The organism is Clostridium sp. UBA2485 (assembly GCF_002341865.1).
Lineage (GTDB): Bacteria > Bacillota > Clostridia > Clostridiales > Clostridiaceae > Clostridium_J.
This window is the reverse complement of record NZ_DDOV01000021.1, coordinates 1-23,527: the sequence shown is the minus strand read 5'-3', so window position 1 is coordinate 23,527 and position 23,527 is coordinate 1. Positions and strand designations below refer to the sequence as shown.

Sequence of the window (23,527 nt, the reverse complement as noted above, 5' to 3'; positions counted from 1 at the left end):
AACTAATTTTTTCTAGCAATGTATTGCTAGCTTCTCACCTCTGGGGAACTTAATCAATGGAAAATTGACAATTGTGGTGGAGATTAATTCTTACAAATTAATTTCTTCAAATAGATTTTTCAATAAAAGTGACTGCGTCACTTTGAAAAGAAATAAATTTAGAACTTCTCTTTTATAAGAGAAGTTCTAATAATTCCCCATTCTCAATTATATAAGGTAGAAATTCAAATAATTCAATAACATAATTATCAGCACTATATTATCAATTCAATAAAATATTCCATTTATTATAATAAAAATTCTTTCAAATTTTATTATAAAGTTATCCATAACGACAACTTTAACTATAAAAGTTATCAACATATTGAAAAATAAAAAATATAAGAATTGTGGATAAAAAAATATAGTAATACTTTGAAAATAGTAGATTATGGTATAAAATGGTAACTGTGCAGAGGGAAAAACTTCTTGCTATAAAATGGTAAAAATATACAGTTTGATGTCATAAAGATTTTATAACTTCATTCCATTAAATGACATTTATTTCCAGGCTCCTTTGTTATAATTAACTTACAAATTTAAGGGGTAGGTGGTTATAAAATGCAATATGGTGCAGAGATAATTCCATATAAAAGAATTAAAAATACAAAAGAAAAACAAATTAAAGAAGAACAAAGTAGTAGAAAACTGATTATAAAAGCAGGAGTATTGTTTTTTTTATGTTTTTTCATTAGCAGAACAATGATTATAAACAATACAGCACCATTTGGGATTGCATTTTTATTAGTTATACTAATGAAAGAAGACAATAAAATATCTTTATTATCTGCTTTTGGTAGCTTACTAGGGTATATTACTATGCAGAGCTATGTTAAAGACATAAATATGTATTTTGTATTGGTTCCATTACTAACTTTTGTTTCTATGGTTATAGGAGATACTGTAGAAAGTAAGTTAAAAAAAGCTGTACTAGCTATTACTGTTACCATATCAGTTTTTGCCTATAACATTTTAATAAATCAATATGGTTTTTCAGTATCTTTGATTTCAACCTTTACAAATATTTTTTGTATCTTCCCAATATATTTTATTCTGCATATAAGTAATTCATGCTTTGAAGAATTAAAAACAAAACATTTATTTAGTAATGAAGAAATAATTTGTATGTCCTTATTATTTTCAGTAGTTGTAGCAGGAACTTGGGGAATTAAAATATTTAACATTTCTCTTACAAATGTATTGGCATTGGCAGTAGTAATAATATTTAGCTACATAAGTGGAAGTGCAATAGGCGCTACATCAGGGATAGCTATGGGTGCTATTGTAGGAATGAGCAATGAATATTTATTATTATATGTGACTGTATTAGGAATTTGTGGGCTTGTAGCAGGAGCTTTTAAAGATGCTGGAAGGATATTTGTTTCATTAGCATTTTTAGTGACCTTTGCTATAGTTAAAGTTTATATGTCAACTTCTAATATGGCAATTTCAAATAGCTTTATTATAATAGAAGGAATTTTGTCAGTAGGTATATTTTTAATGATACCTAATAATATATATGAACGTATATCAGCAGAGATAAATTCTGAAAAGAAAAAGCAAAGTTTAGATAGAAATTATTTAAATAATATAAGAAATATGTATTTAGGAAGACTTGATAATTTTTCAGATGTACTTACAAATATGTCAAAAATACTAACTAATTTAGTAGATAATGATAAGCTTGCACTTCAAAGTAAAAGTAGTGCCTTGGTAGAAAACTTAGCAAGTAGAGTATGTAATGATTGCAATACTAATTGTATATGCTGGGCTAGAGAACATCATGTAACTTATAGTGCATTTGCTGAACTTATAGAAAATGAGCAGAAAAAAATAAATAAATTTCCATTTGAATTAGAAAGGAAGTGTCTTAGAAAAGGTGCATTAATAAGAAATGTTGAGGATGTGGTAAATAAGCATATTATAAGTGAAATGTGGAGAACTAGATTAAGTGAAGGCAGGGAACTTTTAGCAAGTCAAATAAACAATATGGCTCAATCTGTTCAAGAATTAGTGAAAGATTTTAATGAAGACATTAAAGTGGATGGAGAAATGGAAAGAGACATAATAAAATTATTTGATAAAAATGATATAGAATATGATGATGTATTTTCCATTGAAGATAAAAAAGGTAGGTTAATAATTAGGATCTCATCATCAGAGTATGCTTCAATTGATATGTATGGGAAAAAAATTCTTCCTATAATTAATGAAGCTGTGGAAAAAAATATGATTATTAATGACGATGCATGTTATATAAATCCTGAAACTAATAAGTGTACTATTGTTTTAGAAGAAGCACCTAAGTTTAAAGTGGTAACTCATGTAGCTAAGGCAAGCAAAGAAGGATTTAATATACATGGAGATAGCTTTAGCTTTGGCAAATATGCTAATGGCAATTATATGATGCTTATTAGTGATGGTATGGGGTCAGGGCCACAAGCTGGACGAGAAAGTGAAGCAGCAGTAGAATTAATAGAAAAATTTACTCATGCAGGGTTTAGTAAAACTACAGCTATAAATACAGTAAATTCTATTATGACTTTAAAATTTTGTGAGGAGGAGAAATTTTCAACAGTAGATTTAAGTAGCATAGATTTATATACAGGAGAAGTAGACTTTATGAAGGTAGGAGCGGTTGCTAGCTTCATAAAATCTGATGACACCATTGATATAATAAAATCTAAAAGTTTACCAATAGGTGTGCTTGATAAAGCTGATATAGAAAGACATAAAAAATCTGTATCCCATGGTGATTTAGTGGTAATGGTAAGTGATGGTGTGCTTGATGTAGAACCTTCGGGAAGAGTAGATTGGATTTTAGATTATATGATAAGAAATGATGATATAAATATAGGTGATTTAGCAGAAGGAATAATAGAGGAGGCGAAGAAGATAAGTAAAAATAAGGTTAGGGATGATATGACTGTATTGGTATCAAAAGTGTACAACCTATATAGTTAGATTATAAAAATGAAGAATTGTAAAGTGGGTAATTTTTACATTTCTTCATTTTTTTATAGCTCTTAAATTTAATAAATTAGAAATATTTAATGATATTTTTCTTTTATTAAAGGGTAATATATGATAATATGAGGTAATGAATATCATATTCTAGGAAGTGGTAAAAAGTTGAAAGATAAAGTTTTAAAAACTATAGCCGAAAATAATATGATTAATGATGGTGATAGAATAATAATTGCATTATCTGGTGGACCAGATTCTATAACATTATTACATATTTTACATACTTTAAAGAATAAACTAAATATAACCATTTATGCAGCTCATGTAAATCATCTTTTAAGAGGAAAAGATGCATATAAAGATGAAGAACTTTGCAAAAAGTATTGTGATGAGCTAGGAATTTTATGCTTTTTTAAAAGGGTTGATATTAATCAATTAGCAAAAATAAAAAATATATCTCATGAGTTAGCTGGTAGAGAAGCTAGATATGAGTTTTTTGATGAACTTATGAAAAAATATAATTGTAATAAAATTGCTATTGCCCACAATTTAAATGATCAAGCAGAAACTGTATTAATGCGTATGATGAGAGGTGCAGGTATAGAGGGCTTAGTAGGGATTAGACCGGTTAGAGATAATATATTTATAAGGCCGCTTATTGAGATAACGAGAAAGGAAATTGAAAAATATTGTGAGGAAAATGAACTTCCAGCAGCGATAGATAAAACTAATTTTGAAAATATTTATGCTAGAAACAAAATTAGACTTGAGCTTATTCCTTACATGGAAAATAATTTTAATAAAGATATAATTCATACCTTAAATAGAATGTCGAATATTATTAGGGAAGATAATGATTATCTTGAAGAAATATCTGATGAAATATTTAAAAAATACTGTTATAGAAAAGGCGATAGAGTTATAATATATAAAGATGCTTTTAAGGAACATAAAACTATTATCACAAGAGTATTAAGAAAAGCAATTCTTCAAGTTAAAGGTGATTTATATAATATCGAAAACAGTCACATTATTGACATAATTAAGCTTTATAATCAAAACACTGGAAAGACTATTATGTTACCTGATAGCTTAATGATTGATAATGTTTATAAAGATATACATATATATAAGGAAATGAAAAATTATAATACTAATATTTATGAAGTAATACCATTTAATGATGAGTTTTATTGTGAAAAGTTACATACAAAAATTATAACTAAAATTTTTCATAAGAATAATGATGTTAATCTAAAAGATTCTGATATGATAAAGTATTTTGATTTTGATAAAGTTAAAGACAATATAATATTAAGATATAGAAAAGATGGAGATAGATTTACATCTCTGGGGATGAGGGGAAGTAAGAAGCTGAAGGATTTATTTATTGACCTTAAAGTACCTAGGCATGAAAGAGATATTATTCCATTGATTTGCTTTGGAAATGAAATTGGATGGATAGTAGGTTATAGAATAAGTGAGAAATTTAAAGTTGACAATAATACAGAAAGAATTTTACAGATATGTATAGAAAGGTAGGAATTTTATGTATAATGATATAAAGGAAGTATTGTTAACAGAAGAGCAAATTAAAGAAAAAGTAAAAGAATTAGCAACTAGAATAAGTGAAGACTATAAAGGGAAAGATTTATTAGTGCTAGGAATATTAAAAGGTTCTGTAATATTTATGTCAGATCTTTTAAAAGAAATAAAAATACCTTGTATGATGGATTTTATGGCAGTATCTAGCTATGGAGCTTCATCAGAAAGCTCAGGTATAGTTAAAATACTGAAAGATCTAGATTTTGAGGTTAAAGGAAAACATGTATTAATAGTTGAGGATATAATTGACTCAGGAATTACATTAAAATATTTAATGAAATACTTAGGTGCTAGAAATCCTGAAAGTCTTGAAATAGCATGTTTATTAAATAAACCTGATAGAAGAAAAGAAGAAATGGAAGTTAAATACTTAGGATTTGACGTTCCAGATTATTTTTTAGTTGGATATGGATTAGATTATGCTGAAAAATACAGAAATTTACCATATGTAGCTATTTTAAAGGAAAGTGTATATAAAAAGTAGAATAATTATAATGAGTTATTATTCACAATAAGATTTAATATTATATTCTTTATGATATAATATTTCATATGTTAGAATTTTAGAAAATCATAACTAGAAAGAGAGGGGGGCCTTTAGTGAAAAAATTTTCAAGTGCAACGGCCTGGTTGTTAGTTTTATTTCTTGTAATCTTTTCGGCATTAACACTATTTAAAGATGGTGGAAATGTAGCTAGGATTAGTGCTGATAAATTTGAAAAATATTGGAAAGAAGATAAAGTTAAAACCGCTACTATGGGTGAAGATAATGTAACAATAGTAGGGGAATTAGATGATGGAACACAATATCATACAGCTTTACCAAGAGATGACTTTAAAGATTTAAGAAAAGAAAATCCAAATAAAACTGCAGTGGTTGATTTTACACCACCAACAAGTATTCCATTTTGGATTCAAATGCTTCCAACATTCTTAATTATAATAATGCTTGTAGCATTTTGGGGAATGTTTATGCAACAGTCTGGTGGAGGTGGCGGTGGAAACCGTGGAGTTATGAATTTTGGTAAGAGTAGAGCCAAAATGGCTACACCAGATAAAAAGAAAGTTACATTTAAAGATGTAGCTGGTGAAGATGAAGAAAAAGAAGAATTAGAAGAAATTGTTGATTTCTTAAAAAATCCTAAGAGATATATGGAAGTAGGTGCAAGAATACCTAAAGGAGTTCTTTTGGTAGGACCTCCAGGAACAGGTAAAACATTACTTGCAAAAGCTGTAGCTGGAGAGGCAGGAGTACCATTCTTTAGCATTTCTGGTTCTGACTTCGTTGAAATGTTCGTGGGAGTGGGAGCTTCAAGAGTAAGAGATTTATTTGAGCAAGCGAAGAAAAACTCTCCATGTATTATATTTATAGATGAGATTGATGCTGTAGGTAGACAAAGAGGAGCAGGACTTGGCGGAGGTCATGATGAAAGAGAACAAACTCTTAACCAATTACTTGTTGAAATGGATGGTTTCGGAGTAAATGAAGGAATTATCATGGTAGCTGCTACAAATAGACCTGATATACTGGACCCTGCACTTTTAAGGCCAGGTAGATTTGATAGACAAATAGTTGTTGGAGCACCTGACGTTAAGGGGAGAGAAGAAATATTAAAAGTTCACTCAAGAAATAAGCCATTAGGACCAGATGTTAAGCTAGAAATATTAGCAAAGAGAACTCCAGGATTTACTGGAGCAGATATTGAAAACTTAATGAATGAAGCAGCATTATTAACTGTTAGAGGTAAAAAGAAAGTTATAACTATGGATATACTTGAAGAGGCAATTACAAGAGTTATAGCTGGACCAGAAAAAAAATCTAGAGTTATAAGCGAAAAGGATAAGAGATTAACTGCATATCATGAAGCAGGTCACGCAGTAGTATCTAAGTACTTACCAAATTCTTATGCTGTTCATGAAATAAGTATAATCCCTAGAGGTATGGCGGGAGGATATACATTACATCTTCCAGATGAAGATACGTCATATACTTCACGTTCTAAGCTTAAAGATGAAATGGTTGGACTTTTAGGTGGAAGAGTTGCAGAGGCTTTAATACTTAAAGAAATCAGCACAGGAGCTAAAAACGATATAGATAGAACCAGTTCTATAGCTAAAAAAATGGTTATGGAATATGGTATGAGTGAAAAATTAGGACCTATTTCCTTTGGAAAAGAACAAGGAGAAGTATTCTTAGGAAGAGATATCGGTCATTCAAGAGATTTTTCAGAAGAAGTAGCTTCTATGATAGATAAGGAAATAAGATCTTTAGTAGATGAAGCTTATAAAAGAGCTGAAACTATACTGAGTGAAAATGAAGATAAACTTCACGAAGTTGCTAAAGCACTTCTTGAAAAAGAAAAGCTTACTGCTGAAGAATTTAACGCAATTATGGATGGAAAAGGCTTGAAAGAGATTTCTGCTGATATTATTAAAGAAGAGACTCCAAAAGAAGAAAATACTTTAAATGAGGGTTTTAATCCAGGAGAAGTTAAATTACAAGTAGAAGAAGCAAAGATTGAAGACATAAAAAAAGAAGAAATATAGTGTAAACAAAAGAGTGTATGATGAGTTCGTGCACTCTTTTGTCTTTTTCATAGCTAATATAAAGAATAATAAAAAATACGTACATTATTATATAAAAATAAAAAAATATACGTAATTTTTCAAAAGAATTATAGGACTAACTTTAGAGTTATGATATAATTATATTACCAAATTTATGTTAGGGGGTAGGTAAATGGAGAGTAAATTAAAGATAGGGCTAAATGCAATTATTGAAAAGATTGTAACAGAAGATGATACAGCACTTCATCATGGTTCAGGTACTCTAAAAGTGTATGCAACGCCTGCAATGATAGGCTTAATGGAAAATGCATCTAAAAATGCTATTGATTTATATTTAGAACCAGGAGATACAACTGTAGGAGTAGAGGTCAATGCGAAGCATATTAAGGCTACACCAATTGGGATGAAAGTAAAATGTGAAGCTGTAGTTAAAGATATTCAGGGAAAGAAAATAACTTTTTTAGTAAAAGCTTATGATGAAAATGGTTTAATTGGAGAAGGTACTCATTCAAGATATATAGTTAATATAGATAATTTCATAGGAAAACTTGATAATAAATAAGATTGTTGTACATAAAATATAATTGTACACAAAATTTTATATATGTAGATTGGAGGATATTGATATGAAAACAGATATAGAAATAGCTCAAAGTGCAAAAATGTTACCTATACTTAAAGTTGCAGAAAAAATAGGATTAACTGAGGACGATATTGAACTATACGGAAAATATAAAGGAAAAATATCTCTCAATGTATTAGAAAATAACAAGGATAAAGAAGACGGAAAACTTATACTAGTAACAGCTATAAATCCTACTCCAGCCGGTGAAGGAAAATCCACTGTTACTATAGGATTAGGTCAAGCTCTTTGTAACATGGGGAAAAATGCAGTAATAGCATTAAGAGAGCCTTCTTTAGGCCCTGTTTTTGGAGTAAAAGGAGGAGCTGCTGGTGGAGGATATGCTCAAGTAATTCCTATGGAAGATATAAACTTGCATTTTACTGGAGATATGCATGCAATTACAACAGCAAATAATCTTTTAAGTGCAGCTATAGATAATCATATTCATCAAGGAAATGAATTAAAAATAGATTCAAGAAGAATAGTATTTAAAAGGGTTCTAGACATGAATGATAGAGCATTAAGGCAAGTAGTAGTGGGACTTGGTGGAACTCCAAATGGATTTACAAGAGAAGATGGATTTACAATAACAGTTGCTTCTGAAATAATGGCAATACTTTGTCTTTCAACAGATTTAATGGATTTGAAAGAAAGATTTGGGAAAATTCTTATAGCTTACAGCATAGAGGGACAACCTATATATTGTAAAGATTTGAATGTTCATGGTGCCATGGCTATGCTTATGAAAGATGCTGTTAAGCCTAACTTAGTCCAAACTTTAGATAATACACCAGCAATAATTCATGGTGGACCGTTTGCAAATATAGCACATGGATGTAATAGTATTTTAGCTACTAAGATGGCTTTAAAATTAGGTGATTACACTATAACAGAAGCTGGATTTGGTGCAGACTTAGGAGCAGAAAAGTTCTTTGATATTAAGTGTAGATATGGAAATCTAAAACCAAGTGCAGTAGTAATAGTAGCAACTATTCGTGCGCTTAAACATCATGGTGGAGTTAAAAAAGATAGTTTAAATACTCCAAATGTAGAAGCTCTTGCAAAAGGTATAGAAAATCTTGAAAAGCAAATAGAAAATGTTGAAAAGTTTGGTGTACCAGCAGTTGTAGCTATAAATAGATTTATAAGTGATAGTGAAGAAGAAATTAAATATATAGAAGAATTCTGTAAAAATAAAGGTGTAGAAGTTGCATTGACTGAAGTTTGGGGAAAAGGTGCAGAAGGTGGATTAGAACTTGCTGAAAAAGTGATAAAAACTATTGAAGAAAAAGAAAGTAATTTCCACGTATTATATGATGAAAAATTAACTATAAAAGAAAAAATGGAAACAATAGCTAAAGAGATATATGGAGCTGATGGAATTGAAATACTACCAGCAGCTAAAAAGCAAATATCTGACATAGAAAAAATAGGTTTAGATAAATTACCTATATGTGTAGCTAAAACACAAAATTCATTATCAGACAATCCAAATCTTCTTGGAAGGCCAACAGGATTCAAAGTTTCTGTAAAAGAAGTTAAGGTTTCTAATGGTGCAGGATTTATTGTTATATTAACAGGAACAATAATGACTATGCCAGGACTTCCAAAAATTCCAGCAGCAGCTAAAATAGATATAAAAGAAGATGGAACAATAGAAGGATTATTCTAGTATAAAAGAATAAATAATAATTAATAAAACCACTATAAGTACATACTTATAGTGGTTTTATTAATATGCAAAATATACTTTAAAATAACTAGTCATCTATTTTTCTTTTGAAATAAAGGAAAATAGAAAGAATATTAAAGGAAAAGAATGATTACACGTCAATTTATAATTGTTTTTTTTCAATACACAGAAAAATGAATTAAAACTTGCAAATTTTATGTACAAATGGCACTTTTTATGTTATTATTATGGCGGGGTAACAAAGAGTAATCTAAAGTCAGGAGGCAATAATATGGATAAACTTGATGTCTTTGATGAAATTAGACATAAAGCACACCAAGGTGGTGGAGTAGAAAAAGTTGAAATGCAACACAACTTAAACAAAATAACTGCAAGAGAAAGAATTTTAAATATTTTAGATGAAGGTTCTTTTGTAGAGGTAGGGGCACTAATTGATAAAAATGGTGCAGGAGTTGTAACAGGACATGGAACTATAGATGGAAGATTAGTGTACATTTATAGCGAAGATTACACTGTAAATGGGGGAACATTCAATAAACAATCAAGTAAAAAAATATGCAATATAATGGATGCTGCAGTGAAAATGGGAGCACCAATAGTTAAGATATTTGATTCCATAGGTGGAAAAGTTGGTGATGGAATCGAACTTTTAGCTTCCTATGGAGAAGTTTTAAGAAAAACTACTAAGAATAGTGGTGTAATACCTCAAGTTTCTATTGTTTCAGGACCATGTAATGGAACAATGGCATTAAATGCCACTATGAGTGACTTTGTTATAGTAGTAGAAAATAATGGACAACTTAGTATAAGTACAAGTGATAAACTGATAGATAAAGAAGAGAGATATGTAAGTAGCTCCATGTATAGTGATGGAATATCTTCCATTAAAAATGGAAATGCTCACTTTGTTGTTAGCAATGAGCTGGAAGCAGTAATGTTAACTAAGAAATTATTTAATTATATACCATCTAATAATTTAGAAATGCCGTATTTAACTGCTGAATCTATGGATTTAAATGAAGCTAAAGAAACATTAAATGAGGCTGCTATCAATGAAAATTATAGTGGAGAAGCGGTAGTAAATGCAATTAGTGATGAAAATTCTGTTTTAGAAATAAATAAAACTATGGAAGAGAGCATAAACACTTATTTAATAAAAATAAATGGATTAACAGTTGGTGTTATAGCAAACGATTCTAATAAAAAGAGTGAGATTAATATAAAACTTTCAAATAAAGTAGCAAGCTTTGTAAGAATGTGTGATAGTTTCAACATTCCAATACTTAGTATTGTAGATACAAAGGGAATTGTTATTAATCTTGAGGAGGAAAGGATGGGGTTAGCTAAAAGCGTATCAAAAATTGTATATGCTTTAGGTGATGCGGTAGTTCCAAAAGTTTCACTTATAATTGGAGAAGCTTATGGAGTTGGTTACTTAGCACTAGCGAGCAAGGAAGCAGCTTTTGATATAGCATTAGCATGGCCAACGGCTAGAATTTCATTAACTTCCCCTAAGGCTATAATAATGTCTAAATATAGAGATGAAATATTAACTGCGGATAATCCAAAAGCAAAAGAAGAAGAGATTGTTAAAAAATATATAGATGAAGTTACAAATCCATATGCTTGTGCAGAAATAGGTTTGTTAGATGATATTATAAAACCAAGTGAAACTAAACAAAGAGTATTTGCAATGTTAGATATGTTACAAAACAAAAGAGAGTTAAGCTACCCTAAAAAGCATGGAAGCGTATTAATTTAGGGGGGATATAATATGAATGAAAAATTAAGTCTAATAGATGCATTAGGAGTTTCGGCAGTAGCTATGATCATAGTTTTCGCTGTATTAGTTATCTTAATGTATATAATTAAATTTCAAAGTTTTCTATTAAAAGATAAAAAGAAGAAAATAGAGCCGGTTAAAGAAGAGATATTTGAACCATTAGTACAAGAGGTAGAAACTATAGAAAATCCTCAAGATGACTTAGAGTTAGTTGCGGTTATAATGGCAACGTTATCAGCTCATCTTAATGTACCAACTTCAGGTTTAAATATAAAGAGTATAAAGAGAATAAATAGTGGAAATGCAAATTGGCAAAATAATACTACTAAATTTAATCGCTAAAATGTATAGGGAGGAAAATTACTATGAAAAGATATAACGTTACTGTTAATGGAAATATATATCAGGTAGAGGTTGAAGAAGTTAAAGGAGAATTTACTTCTGCACCTAATGTAGCCCCAGAGAAACCAATAGCTCCGGCGCCAGTACAAAAGTCAGCAGCTGCACCAGCAGTTAAAAAATCAAATGCTTCAGGAGAAAAGATTGATTGTCCAATGCCAGGAACAATAGTTAAAATAAATATAACTGAAGGTACTACAGTTAAAAAAGGTGATGTATTATTTGTCTTAGAAGCTATGAAAATGGAGAATGAAATAATGTCACCAGTAGATGGTAGCATTGCTGAAATAAATGTGGCAAAAGGAGCAGCTGTTAATACAGGAGACGTTTTAGCTGTTATCGCATAATAAAAAGGAGGTAAGCTAAATGAATATAATTGAAGTATTACAAGAATTATTAAGTACCTCCGGTTTTGCTGCAATAACTTGGAAAGAACTTTTAATGATAGGTGTTTCTTGTTTATTAATATATTTAGCAATTGCAAAGGAGTTTGAGCCATTATTACTATTACCTATAGCCTTTGGTATGTTACTTACAAATTTACCATTAGCAGATATAATGGCAGAACCGGTTGCAGGTGAAGTTGGAGGATTATTATATTATTTATCAAGAGGTGTTAAATTAGAAATATTCCCACCACTTATATTCCTAGGGGTTGGTGCTATGACAGATTTTGGGCCACTATTATCCAATCCTTCCAGTATTCTTATGGGGGCAGGAGCACAATTTGGAGTGTTCTTTGCATTTATGGCAGCAATATTACTTGGATTTACTCCACAAGAAGCGGCATCTATAGGTATAATTGGAGGAGCAGATGGACCTACAGCTATATTCCTAACAAATAAGTTAGCTCCACATTTACTTGGACCAATAGCAGTTGCAGCTTATTCATATATGGCGCTAGTACCATTAATTCAACCTCCAATCATGAAGGCGTTGACTACTAAGGAAGAAAGAACAATAAAAATGGGACAACTAAGACAGGTTAAGAAGGTGGAAAAAATCATATTTCCAATAGTTGTTGCTATTTTAGTTATATTATTCCTTCCATCACTTAAATCACTTGTTGGTATGTTGATGCTTGGAAATTTATTTAAAGAATCTGGAGTTGTTGGAAGATTAAGCGATACTGCACAAAATGCTCTTATAAATATAGTAACAATATTCTTAGGACTTTCTGTTGGAGCAACAGCTAAAGCTGAGATATTTTTAACTCCAAAAACTATAGGAATAATGATTTTAGGGGTTAGTGCTTTTGCAGTGGCAACTGCTTCAGGTGTAATTATAGGTAAGATAATGTGTAAAGTTACTAAGGGTAAAATAAACCCATTAATAGGTTCAGCAGGAGTTTCAGCAGTACCTATGGCCGCTAGAGTTTCACAAGTTGTAGGGCAAAAAGAAGATCCTTCTAACTTCTTACTTATGCACGCTATGGGACCAAACGTTGCGGGGGTTATAGGTAGTGCTGTAGCAGCTGGTGTATTACTTTCTATGTTTGGCTAGTAAGGCATATTCTAAAGTGTGAACAATTTATAAATTAGGTATATACTTCTTAAAAAGAAGTATATACCTTTTTATATTGATAATAATATAGGAAAAAGGAGGAGATTATTTATGATATGTCCAAATCAAGCTACTATTAATAACATTATAGAAAAAGAGGAAATACTTATAAGCAAGTATAAAAGCTATTTAAAGGCTGTAAATAGCAGATCTATACAAAGTTCAATTGAGGAATTAATACAAAAGCACAATAATCACATTGAAGTATTACAACAGCTCTTAAGGAGGTAATTATCATGAAATATAATTATCATTTAACAAAAGAACAATTAATGAGAAGTCGTCATATTGCAAATGTAGAGAAAAGCTTAATGAATATGTACATGAACTTAATGACTAGCGAAAAAGAAGGAAATTTAAAAAGAATATTATATGAGTTTGCTAAGGATGAAAAAGAAATATTAAATATAATGCAAAATAGTAGTAAGAACGTAATATAAATAATCTTTACATTAAATTATATATACATAAATTACAAGTTTAAAAAATGATTTAAACACCTTGACAAAATAGATTAACTTGTTAAAATTAAATTATTAATTGTAATGAGATTTTTTTAGTCAAACATACAGGATAAAAGCAGCTTTTAAAGCTGCTTTTAACTATATAGAGGTGAATTTAAATGATTTTTGTTTTAGATGTAGGGAATACCAATATTGTATTAGGGATATACAAAGAAAAAGAATTATTAGTTGATTGGAGGCTATCCACTGATCACAAGAGAAGTTCCGATGAATATGGTATACAAGTGAGGCAACTTTTTGAACAAAACAATATAAAAATATCTGATATAGAAGGAGTAATAATATCATCTGTGGTGCCTAACATTATGTACTCTTTAGAACATATGATAAGAAAATATTTTGATAAGACACCAATAATAGTTGGACCAGGAGTTAAAACTGGTATAAATATAAAATATGATAATCCAAAAGAAGTAGGTGCTGATAGAATAGTAAATGCAGTATCAGCTTTTGATATTTATAAAAGTTCAATGATAATAATAGACTTTGGTACAGCTACTACTTTTTGTGCTATAACTAAAAATGGAGATTATCTAGGAGGAACAATTTGTCCGGGAGTAAAGATATCTTCAGACGCATTATTTGAAAAAGCGGCTAAACTTCCAAGAGTTGAACTTTCAAAGCCTGAAACTGTAATTTGCAAAAATACAGTAGCAAGTATGCAAGCGGGCATAGTTTATGGATACATAGGTCAAGTTGATTACATAGTACGTAAAATGAAAGAAGAAATGATGGCTAAAGGTGAAGATGAGCCTATAGTTATAGCTACAGGGGGACTTGCTAAGTTAATATCAGAAGAATCTTCTACAATAGATAAAGTGGAATCGTTTTTAACTTTAGATGGACTTAGAATTATATACGAAAAAAATAGAGACTAGGTGATAGTATGTATATATCAAATCTTCATTTTGATAATGAAGTGTTTTTAGCGCCTATGGCAGGTGTTACAGACATAGCTTATAGAGGTATTTGTAATAATATGGGCTGTGGACTTGTATATACTGAAATGATAAGTGCTAAAGGACTATTTTACAAAAGCAAAAACACAGAAGGATTAATGAGAATAGCAGATGAAGAGAAACCTGTAGGTATTCAAATTTTTGGGAATGAACCTAAAATAATGGCCTATGCTTGTGAAGTGTTTAATGAAAATAATGATATCTGTATAGTAGACGTGAATATGGGATGTCCTGTGCCTAAAATTGTTAAAAATGGTGAAGGATCAGCACTTATGAAAAATCCTAAATTGGCGTCAGAAATAGTAAAGGAAATGAAGAAGGTAAGTAAAAAACCTATAACTGTTAAATTTAGAAAAGGTTTTGATGAAAATAATATAAATGCTGTTGAGTTTAGTAAATACATAGAAGATGCAGGTGCAGATGCTATAGCAGTCCATGGCAGAACTAGAGAGCAAATGTATGAAGGAAAAGCAGATTGGGATATTATAAGACAAGTTAAAGAAGCAGTTAAAATACCTGTAATAGGAAATGGCGATGTATTTTCAGCTGAGGATGCCATAAAAATAAAAAAACAAACTAATTGTGATGGCATAATGATTGCAAGAGGGGCTATGGGTAACCCCTGGATTTTTAGAGAGATAGCTCAGGCTTTGAAAGGTCAAAGTATAACAGAACCTACACCTATAGAAAAGGTAGATATGTGTATTAATCATTTAAATTTAGCTATTAAGTATTTTGAAGAAATAAAGGCTGTAAGGGAAATGAGAAAGCATATAGCTTGGTATATTAAAGGGCTTAAATATTGCACTGAAATCAAAGACAGAATTAATTCAATGACTAAATACGAAGATGTGTTAAGTATTTTACTTGAATATAAATCAGTATTTGTGGATAATATACAGTAATATAATATTACATAAATATTAATAAAGGATGTATTGGACATCCTTTTATTGACATATTGTAGCCACTGATTTATAATAACTTAAAGTCTTAAATCCACAAATTCTAAAGAAGTTTTGTGGATTTAAGACTTTAAAGAAGTTTTGTGGTACAATCATGTTAAATTAATAAAGTGTTTTATTGAAGAATAGAGTAAATATATATATTGTTTAAAGGGGAGAAAAAAATGAGTGATTCTAAAAAATATGTGATGACTTATGAGGGAATAAAGAAGCTTGAAGAAGAGTTAGAGTACCTTAAAACAGTTAAGAGAAAAGAAATCACTGAGAAAATTAAAGTAGCTTTAGGATATGGAGATTTAAGTGAGAACTCTGAATATGATGAAGCTAAAAATGAGCAAGCTTTTGTAGAAGGAAGAATAATACAACTTGAAAACATGCTGAGAAATGCATCAGTAGTTGATGAAAGTGAATTAGATAAGGATATAATTAGTATAGGTTCAATAGCGAAAGTTAAAGACTATGACTTTGATGAAGAAGTAGAATTCCATATTGTTGGTTCAGCAGAAGCAGATCCAATGGAGAATAAAATTTCAAATGAATCACCAGTTGGAAGTGCACTTGTAGGTAAAAGAGTAGGAGACGTAATTGAAGTTTCTATTCCAGATGGAGTAAGTAAATACGAAGTACTTGAAATAAAAAGAGCATAGGAGGAGTTTATATATGGAAGAAAATAATTTAAATACGCCAGAGATTGAAGTGGAAGATATTCAAGCAAAAGAAGCTGAATATAATGAGCAAGTAGGAATTAGAAGACAAAAGTTAGCTGAACTTCAAGCTGAAGGAAAAGATCCATTTGATGTTTATAAAGTGAATAGAACCCACACATCAGAAGAAGTTGTTAATGGATTTGAAGAAGGCGGAGAAATTCCAGTTACTGTAGCAGGAAGACTTATGTCTAAGAGAATTCAAGGTAAAGCTGGATTTTGTGATATTCATGATAGATGTGGAAAAATTCAAGTATATATAAGATTAGATGCGGTAGGCGAAGAATCTTTTAAAGATGCTAAAACATTTGATATAGGAGATTTCTTAAGTGTAACAGGAACGTCATTCAGAACTAGAACAGGAGAAGTTTCTGTACGTGCAACGGAAGTTACACTTATATCTAAATCATTAAAGCCATTACCAGAGAAATGGCATGGACTTAAAAATCCAGATTTAAAATATAGACAAAGAGAAGTTGACCTTGTTATGAACAAGGATGTTAGAGATACTTTCATGAAGAGGGTTCAAATAATAAGAAGTATAAGAGAATTCTTAGATAATAGAGGATTCTTAGAAGTTGAAACTCCAATTTTATCACCGATAGCAGGTGGTGCAGCTGCAAGACCATTCTCTACTCATCATAATGCATTAGATATAGATATGTATTTAAGAATAGCTACTGAATTATATCTAAAAAGATGTATTGTTGGTGGTTTCGAGAAAGTTTATGACATGGGTAAAAACTTCAGAAACGAAGGTATGAGCGTAAGACATAATCCTGAATTTACTATGATTGAATTATATGAAGCTTATGCAGATTATAATGATATGATGGCAATTACAGAGCAAATGATTGCTTATGCTTGTGAGAAAGTGCATGGAACTACTAAAATAAATTATCAAGGAACGGAAATAGATTTAACACCACCTTGGAGAAGACTTACAATGGTGGATGCAGTTAAGGAATATGCAGGAATAGATTTTGAGACTATTAAAACAGATGAAGAAGCTCAAGCTATTGCTAAAGAAAAGCATTTGGAATTTAAGAAAGAATTAAAAGATTGTACAAAGGCAGATGTATTAAATGCTTTATTTGAAGAGTTTGCGGAAGAACATTTAATACAGCCAACATTCCTATGCGATTATCCAGTAGAAATTTCACCACTTACTAAGAAAAAACGTGGAAATCCTGAATTTACTGAGAGATTTGAAGGATTTATATATGGTAGAGAAGTATGTAATGCCTATTCAGAGCTTAATGATCCAATAGTACAAAGAGAAAGATTTGAACAGCAAGCAAAAGAAAGAGAACTTGGTGACGATGAAGCTTATGTTATAGATGAAGAATTTATGAGTGCATTAGAAGTAGGTATGCCACCAACTGGAGGATTAGGAATAGGTATAGATAGAATAGTTATGTTCTTAACTGATTCTACATCAATAAGAGACGTAATCTTATTCCCAACTATGAAACCATTACAATAATATGAAAATTAAGAGATATATTGTCTATGAAGACTTTATATCTCTTTTTATATGGTATAATTTTCCTAAGAGCACTCTTATTAGTAATATATAATCCTTATAACGCTACTTTTAAATTATTGAATATTAACATTTAACAATAATTATGTTAAAAATTTTTATAAGAATAATTTGTAAGGGAGATTAAAATGAAGCGAAGTTCTAAAGTAGTTCTAAGTTTAATTGCTCTAACCTTGATTGTTGAAGTAGGATTAAATTTCATTAATAAAGAAGATCTAAAGGAAAGTATGAGAAAAAATATCATTCACCAAATGGGATATAGAATTACTAGAGTTACTCCTATAGAAGTTACAATACAAGTCGATGAAAGTTATATGCCTAAAGATAAATAAACTATTAAGCTATTTTAATGAGCCTATTGAAGTAAAAGAACTTGTTTATAAAGGGAATAATTCAGAAATATATTTAGATAGAATAGAGGGAAATGATAATAATTTTTTAAGACTATATTTTAATAAAAAACAAAATATAAACAAAGATAAAGGAGAATTTTTATCTATAGGAAATAATGAATATAGCATAAATAAAGATCATAGCCTTATTTATGATAATGATAAAACTATCAAAATATATGATAAAGACAATAACCTTGTAGAGAAAAATGCATTATGACTTTCAGATATTTATGAAAGTGAAGATTTTAGAACATCTATAAAAAAGGATGTTTTAAATAAGGTTAAATATCCACTTACTATAAAAATTTCAGGACTTAATATTGTTGAATATGAGCAAAAATATCAATGAATATAGATTATTTATCACAGTTAATATAAGGCATATAAAGTTAAATAAAAAAGTATAAAAAAATTTTAAAAGACTATTGCATTTGTTTTTGATTTTTGATATAATAATATATGTAGTCAGTAATGACGATATTCCGCGATAGCTCAACGGTGGAGCACTCGGCTGTTAACCGATAGGTTGGAGGTTCGAATCCTCTTCGCGGAGCCATTTTTTATTTTTGATAGATATAAGTAATACTTTATGGTATTACTTTTTTTATTGTAATGAATTTATAAAAAATTAAACTTATACATAAGTTATAAGATATTAGAATTTAATTTACAATACTTAACTAAATTTTAAAGCATTAATTTCTACGATAAGTTTAAAAAAGTTATTAGTTACTTTTTTATTATTAAGAGATTATTGAACAACTTTACAATAAGCAAAGTATTCATATTTTGTATTAGTAGAAGTGGCTATAATTTGTAAGTATAAATAAAGTATATTTTAATATTAACTTTTTAATAATTAATGCTTGACAATTCAGAATTTTTATGATAGCATATATCAATACAATTTAATATTATACATTGATGAAGAAGAGTAACTTTAAGTACTTTATAAAGAGAAATGATGGATGGTGTAAATCATTAAGGACTTATAGTGAAGGGAGCTTTTGAGTATATTTTAGTAGAGCTGAGCTATTGCTAATAAGGGTGGAACCGCGGAATGTTATTTCGTCCCTTAACTAGTAATAGTTTTTTTATTTTTATTAGATTAAATTTACTTCAATTGGAGTGTTTATAAATAAAAAAAATGGAGGTATTATTTTATGAAAGAAGTTACTATGGATAAAGTTGTTGGCTTATGTAAGAATAGAGGATTTATATTTTCAGGTTCAGAGATTTATGGAGGACTTGCTAACTCTTGGGATTATGGCCCATTAGGAGTAGAGTTTAAAAACAATGTTAAAAAAGCATGGTGGAAAAAGTTTGTTCAAGAGAGTCCATATAATGTAGGACTTGATTGTGCTATACTTATGAACCCAGAAGTTTGGGTGGCTTCAGGACACGTTGGAGGATTCTCAGACCCATTAATGGATTGTAAAGATTGTAAGGCTAGATTTAGAGCAGATAAATTAGTGGAAGATCATATGACTTCAGAAGGAGCAGAAGTTGCAGTTGCTGATGGCTGGACTAATGAAGAGTATAAAGAGTATATCGAAAAACATCAAATAGTTTGCCCTAAATGTGGAAAGAAAAACTTTACAGACATAAGAAAATTTAACCTTATGTTTAAAACATTTCAAGGAATAACTGATGATAGTAAATCAGAAATATACTTAAGACCAGAAACAGCTCAAGGTATATTTGTTAACTTTAAAAATGCACAGAGAACTTCAAGAAAAAAAGTACCTTTTGGTATAGCTCAGATTGGTAAATCTTTTAGAAATGAAATTACACCAGGAAATTTTGTATTTAGAACTAGAGAATTTGAACAAATGGAACTAGAGTTTTTCTGTAAACCAGGAACAGACTTAGAATGGTTCGGATATTGGAAAGAATACTGCAAGAAATTCTTATTTAATCTAGGTATGAAAGAAGAAAATTTAAGATTTAGAGATCATGGTGAAGAGGAATTATCTTTCTATAGTAATGCAACTTGTGATATAGAATTTTTATTCCCATTTGGTTGGGGCGAACTATGGGGCATAGCTGATAGAACAGATTACGACCTTAAAAAACATATGGAACATTCCGGAGAAGACTTATCTTACTTAGATCCAGTAACAAATGAAAAATATGTGCCATATTGTATTGAGCCATCATTAGGTGCAGATAGAGTTGCTCTTGCATTCTTGGTAAATGCTTATGATGAGGAAGAACTTGAAGGCGGCGATGTTAGAACTGTATTACATTTGCATCCAGCACTAGCACCTTTTAAAGCAGCAGTACTACCATTAAGTAAAAAATTAAGTGAAAAAGCTTTAGAAGTTTATTCAATACTTGCTAAAAAATTTAATGTTGACTATGATGAAGCAGGAAGTATAGGAAAAAGATATAGAAGAGAAGATGAAATAGGAACACCTTTCTGTATAACAGTGGACTTTGATACTATGGAAGATAATACTGTAACAGTAAGAGATAGAGATACAATGGAGCAAGTAAGACTTCATGTGGATGAACTTACTAAATATATAGAAGAAAAAATGGAATTTTAATAACTTAGGCATCTTCAAAAAAATAATAGACCAGTATGTTAGCCTGTTTTCCATCATACTGTGTTGTCAGAACCTGACCATAGCACCACTATGAGCAGAACCTGACGCCTTGTCTGATATAAAATATACTAACATCTTTGGTTTATTATTTTATTTCAGATGCCTAAATTGAATGAAAAACTCTCTACAAGTCTAATATACCTGTAGGGAGTTTTTCTTTTGAAATTGATAGTAATAACTTATAGATAAAATTATATTTTTAAAATTTCTTTAAAGAATTTAAAAAATAAAACAAATATATTCTAAAAATACTCAATAATGTCGAGAAGAATTTTAAAGTTAAAAGGGTTTTTGGGTAAAAAAATAACCGGATTGTCATCCGGTAAAAAATAGGGTTTAATCATGGGGATATGTTATGTGTTATGTTAAAACTTTGGGGAATCATCTTAACATATTCCTTACGGCACAAGAGAAGTATAGCATGTAGAAAAATGCAAATCAATACGACAAAGATAAGTTTATATATTAATTCAATTCGAACAATTTCGACAAAATTCTCGTTTTTAATTATATCATATTCTACAGTAATTCAAATAACAAATAAAAAGTGTTATAATATACATATTATTAATGATAATAGTCAATGTTGGAGGATTAAAAATAGAATGAAAAGAGATTTTAATGATTTTAAAAAATATATATTGAATAAAAATGTAGCAGTAGTGGGTATAGGGGTCAGTAATATACCTCTTATAGAGTTTTTAGTTAAACTTGGAGCTAAGGTAACGGCTTTTGATAAGAAAAATAGAGACCAATTTAAAGATATAGATAAGTATGAAAACTTAGGAATAAAGTTTGAATTAGGAGACAACTATTTAAATAATTTAAAAGGATTTGAAGTGATTTTTAAAACTCCATCTATGAGAATAGATAGTGAAGCTTTAGTTAGAGCTAAAAACGAAGGAACTTATATAACATCTGAAATGGAGGAGTTTGTAAGATATTGCCCTGCTAAGATTTATGGTATTACAGGAAGTGATGGGAAAACTACAACTACAACACTTGTGTATAATATATTAAAAGAAGCAGGATATAATACTTGGGTAGGTGGAAATATAGGAACACCACTCTTTACTAATATAGAAAGAATAAAAAAGGATGATAGAGTAGTATTAGAATTATCAAGCTTTCAGCTTATGACAATGAAGGATTCTACAGATGTAGCAGTAATAACAAATTTGTCTCCTAATCATTTAGATATGCATAAGGACATGAATGAATATGTTGAAAGCAAGAAGAATATATACAAATATCAAGATGAAAACTCTCTATTAGTATTAAATGAAGATAATGACATAACTAGCTCAATGATAGGAGAAGCTAAAGGAAGAGTCTATACCTTTAGTAGAAAGAAAAAAGTAGAAAAAGGTGCATACTATGAAAATGAAAAGTTATATATTAGGGGTAAGGAAGTTTGTGATAAGAAAGATATAAAATTAAAAGGTATGCATAATGTTGAAAATTTATTAGCTGCGTTTTCTGCAACTTGTGATGAAGTGAATATTGAAGCTATGAAGAATATAGCTATATCTTTTGGAGGAGTGGAACATAGAAGCGAATTTATAAGATCTATAAATGGAGTGGAATTTTATAACGATTCTATAGCGTCTAGTCCTACAAGGACTTTAGCAAGTATTAAAGCTTTTGAAAAGCCTGTTATATTAATAGCAGGAGGATATGATAAAAATCTACCATTTGAACCTTTAGCTTTTGAAGGATATAAATATATTAAATCATTAATATTACTAGGTGCAACAAAGTATAAAATAAAGGCAGCTTTTGATGAGTTAAAAGAAAAAGAAGGAATAGAAACTACAATATATATGGTTGATACTTTAGAAGAAGCGGTAGATAAGGCAAAAGAAATTTCAGAAAAAGATGATATAGTAACACTATCTCCTGCTTGTGCTAGTTTTGATATGTTTGTAAATTTTGAAGTTAGAGGAAATAAATTTAAGAAAATAATTAATAACTTATAATTAATAAATACTGCCTTAAGTATAATAAATGCTTAAGGCAGTATTTATTAATTGAAGATATAGAGTAATATAAAAAACTACTAATACTTATTTTTGGTAAGAAACTTTAGATCAAAATCTTTTAAGATATTAAGGCTATTCTTTTAAGAGGGTATAGAGTCTGCGCATGTAAAATCTATAAAAACTAGGGAAAATGTAGATTATTAAGGTTGTTGTAATATGTGTAATAAAGCATGTTTACTACTAAAATTTAAAAAATAAAAACAAACTTGTCCTAGTGTATCTTTATGTGAAAAATAAAGAAAAAAAGAGTATTATGAAGAATTTATAAAATAATTTTATCAAAATAATAAAAAGGGAAAGTTGGACCCTTTTATATCGTGTTATTATAAATGAGTCGCCAGCGCCAAGTGCTAAAGCGACACACTAAGTTTTTAAAGCAACATATTTATTAGATCTTAAAGAGATTTAAGTCTTCTAAAAAAAACTTTAAAAAGTTTCAAAAAATATGTTGACAATGAGAAAACAAAGTGATAAGATAAAAAAGCAGTCGGGAAACGACGGCAAAATAGTAAGAAATTGGTCTTTGAAAATTAAACAG

At 29.6% G+C, this 23,527-nt stretch carries 20 protein-coding genes and 1 tRNA gene; all 21 read left to right on the top strand.

What is annotated here, in order from left to right:
- Positions 1 to 600: 600 nt before the first annotated feature.
- The 21 genes from spoIIE (at position 601) to murD (ending at position 22,926) form a co-directional block, all read left to right on the top strand.
- On the top strand, positions 601 to 3,003 hold the full coding sequence (gene spoIIE, locus B3603_RS03170; protein ID WP_291560654.1) for a stage II sporulation protein E: 2,403 nt from the start codon (positions 601 to 603) through the stop codon (positions 3,001 to 3,003).
- 168 nt (positions 3,004 to 3,171) lie between these two features.
- Entirely contained in the window at positions 3,172 to 4,548 is a 1,377-nt protein-coding gene (gene tilS / locus B3603_RS03165) for a tRNA lysidine(34) synthetase TilS (protein WP_291560652.1), read from the top strand.
- A gap of 7 nt (positions 4,549 to 4,555) precedes the next feature.
- Positions 4,556 to 5,095: a hypoxanthine phosphoribosyltransferase gene (hpt, locus tag B3603_RS03160; protein WP_039634395.1), complete on the top strand. Its 540-nt coding sequence runs from the start codon at positions 4,556 to 4,558 to the stop codon at positions 5,093 to 5,095.
- A gap of 116 nt (positions 5,096 to 5,211) precedes the next feature.
- A complete protein-coding gene (gene ftsH / locus B3603_RS03155) occupies positions 5,212 to 7,158 on the top strand; it encodes an ATP-dependent zinc metalloprotease FtsH (protein ID WP_291560647.1) in 1,947 nt (648 codons plus the stop codon).
- Positions 7,159 to 7,351: 193 nt separating this feature from the next.
- On the top strand, positions 7,352 to 7,741 hold the full coding sequence (locus B3603_RS03150) for a thioesterase family protein (protein WP_291560645.1): 390 nt from the start codon (positions 7,352 to 7,354) through the stop codon (positions 7,739 to 7,741).
- 64 nt (positions 7,742 to 7,805) lie between these two features.
- Complete coding sequence (locus B3603_RS03145) at positions 7,806 to 9,476, top strand: formate--tetrahydrofolate ligase (protein ID WP_291560643.1); 1,671 nt, start codon at positions 7,806 to 7,808, stop codon at positions 9,474 to 9,476.
- A 292-nt stretch (positions 9,477 to 9,768) separates the two neighbouring features.
- The gene (locus B3603_RS03140) at positions 9,769 to 11,259 is read left to right on the top strand and encodes an acyl-CoA carboxylase subunit beta (protein ID WP_291560640.1); all 1,491 of its coding nucleotides are present in this window, start codon (positions 9,769 to 9,771) and stop codon (positions 11,257 to 11,259) included.
- 12 nt (positions 11,260 to 11,271) lie between these two features.
- Entirely contained in the window at positions 11,272 to 11,622 is a 351-nt protein-coding gene (locus B3603_RS03135; RefSeq protein ID WP_291560638.1) for an OadG family protein, read from the top strand.
- Between the two features lie 23 nt (positions 11,623 to 11,645).
- Positions 11,646 to 12,026, top strand: a complete 381-nt coding sequence (locus B3603_RS03130; RefSeq protein ID WP_291560636.1) for a biotin/lipoyl-containing protein — start codon at positions 11,646 to 11,648, stop codon at positions 12,024 to 12,026.
- Between the two features lie 19 nt (positions 12,027 to 12,045).
- On the top strand, positions 12,046 to 13,182 hold the full coding sequence (locus tag B3603_RS03125) for a sodium ion-translocating decarboxylase subunit beta (protein WP_291560634.1): 1,137 nt from the start codon (positions 12,046 to 12,048) through the stop codon (positions 13,180 to 13,182).
- 111 nt (positions 13,183 to 13,293) lie between these two features.
- Positions 13,294 to 13,473: a hypothetical protein gene (locus tag B3603_RS03120; protein WP_291560632.1), complete on the top strand. Its 180-nt coding sequence runs from the start codon at positions 13,294 to 13,296 to the stop codon at positions 13,471 to 13,473.
- 5 nt (positions 13,474 to 13,478) lie between these two features.
- Complete coding sequence (locus B3603_RS03115; RefSeq protein WP_291560630.1) at positions 13,479 to 13,682, top strand: hypothetical protein; 204 nt, start codon at positions 13,479 to 13,481, stop codon at positions 13,680 to 13,682.
- Positions 13,683 to 13,864: 182 nt separating this feature from the next.
- Complete coding sequence (locus B3603_RS03110) at positions 13,865 to 14,644, top strand: type III pantothenate kinase (protein WP_291560627.1); 780 nt, start codon at positions 13,865 to 13,867, stop codon at positions 14,642 to 14,644.
- Between the two features lie 8 nt (positions 14,645 to 14,652).
- Positions 14,653 to 15,630 carry a tRNA dihydrouridine synthase DusB gene (gene dusB, locus B3603_RS03105; RefSeq protein WP_291560625.1) on the top strand — a complete coding sequence of 326 codons (978 nt, stop codon included), beginning with the start codon at positions 14,653 to 14,655 and terminating at the stop codon, positions 15,628 to 15,630.
- A gap of 224 nt (positions 15,631 to 15,854) precedes the next feature.
- Positions 15,855 to 16,337, top strand: a complete 483-nt coding sequence (greA, locus tag B3603_RS03100; protein WP_039634417.1) for a transcription elongation factor GreA — start codon at positions 15,855 to 15,857, stop codon at positions 16,335 to 16,337.
- 13 nt (positions 16,338 to 16,350) lie between these two features.
- Complete coding sequence (lysS, locus tag B3603_RS03095; RefSeq protein ID WP_291560622.1) at positions 16,351 to 17,880, top strand: lysine--tRNA ligase; 1,530 nt, start codon at positions 16,351 to 16,353, stop codon at positions 17,878 to 17,880.
- A gap of 188 nt (positions 17,881 to 18,068) precedes the next feature.
- The gene (locus tag B3603_RS03090) at positions 18,069 to 18,272 is read left to right on the top strand and encodes a hypothetical protein (protein ID WP_291560620.1); all 204 of its coding nucleotides are present in this window, start codon (positions 18,069 to 18,071) and stop codon (positions 18,270 to 18,272) included.
- Entirely contained in the window at positions 18,244 to 18,552 is a 309-nt protein-coding gene (locus B3603_RS03085) for a hypothetical protein (protein WP_291560618.1), read from the top strand. Before B3603_RS03090 ends, B3603_RS03085 begins: the two co-directional genes overlap by 29 nt.
- Before the next feature lie 264 nt (positions 18,553 to 18,816).
- A tRNA-Asn gene (locus B3603_RS03080) sits at positions 18,817 to 18,891 on the top strand.
- Positions 18,892 to 19,498: 607 nt separating this feature from the next.
- A complete protein-coding gene (locus B3603_RS03075; RefSeq protein ID WP_291560615.1) occupies positions 19,499 to 20,887 on the top strand; it encodes a glycine--tRNA ligase in 1,389 nt (462 codons plus the stop codon).
- 665 nt (positions 20,888 to 21,552) lie between these two features.
- Positions 21,553 to 22,926: a UDP-N-acetylmuramoyl-L-alanine--D-glutamate ligase gene (gene murD, locus B3603_RS03070; RefSeq protein ID WP_291560612.1), complete on the top strand. Its 1,374-nt coding sequence runs from the start codon at positions 21,553 to 21,555 to the stop codon at positions 22,924 to 22,926.
- Positions 22,927 to 23,527 lie beyond the last annotated feature (601 nt).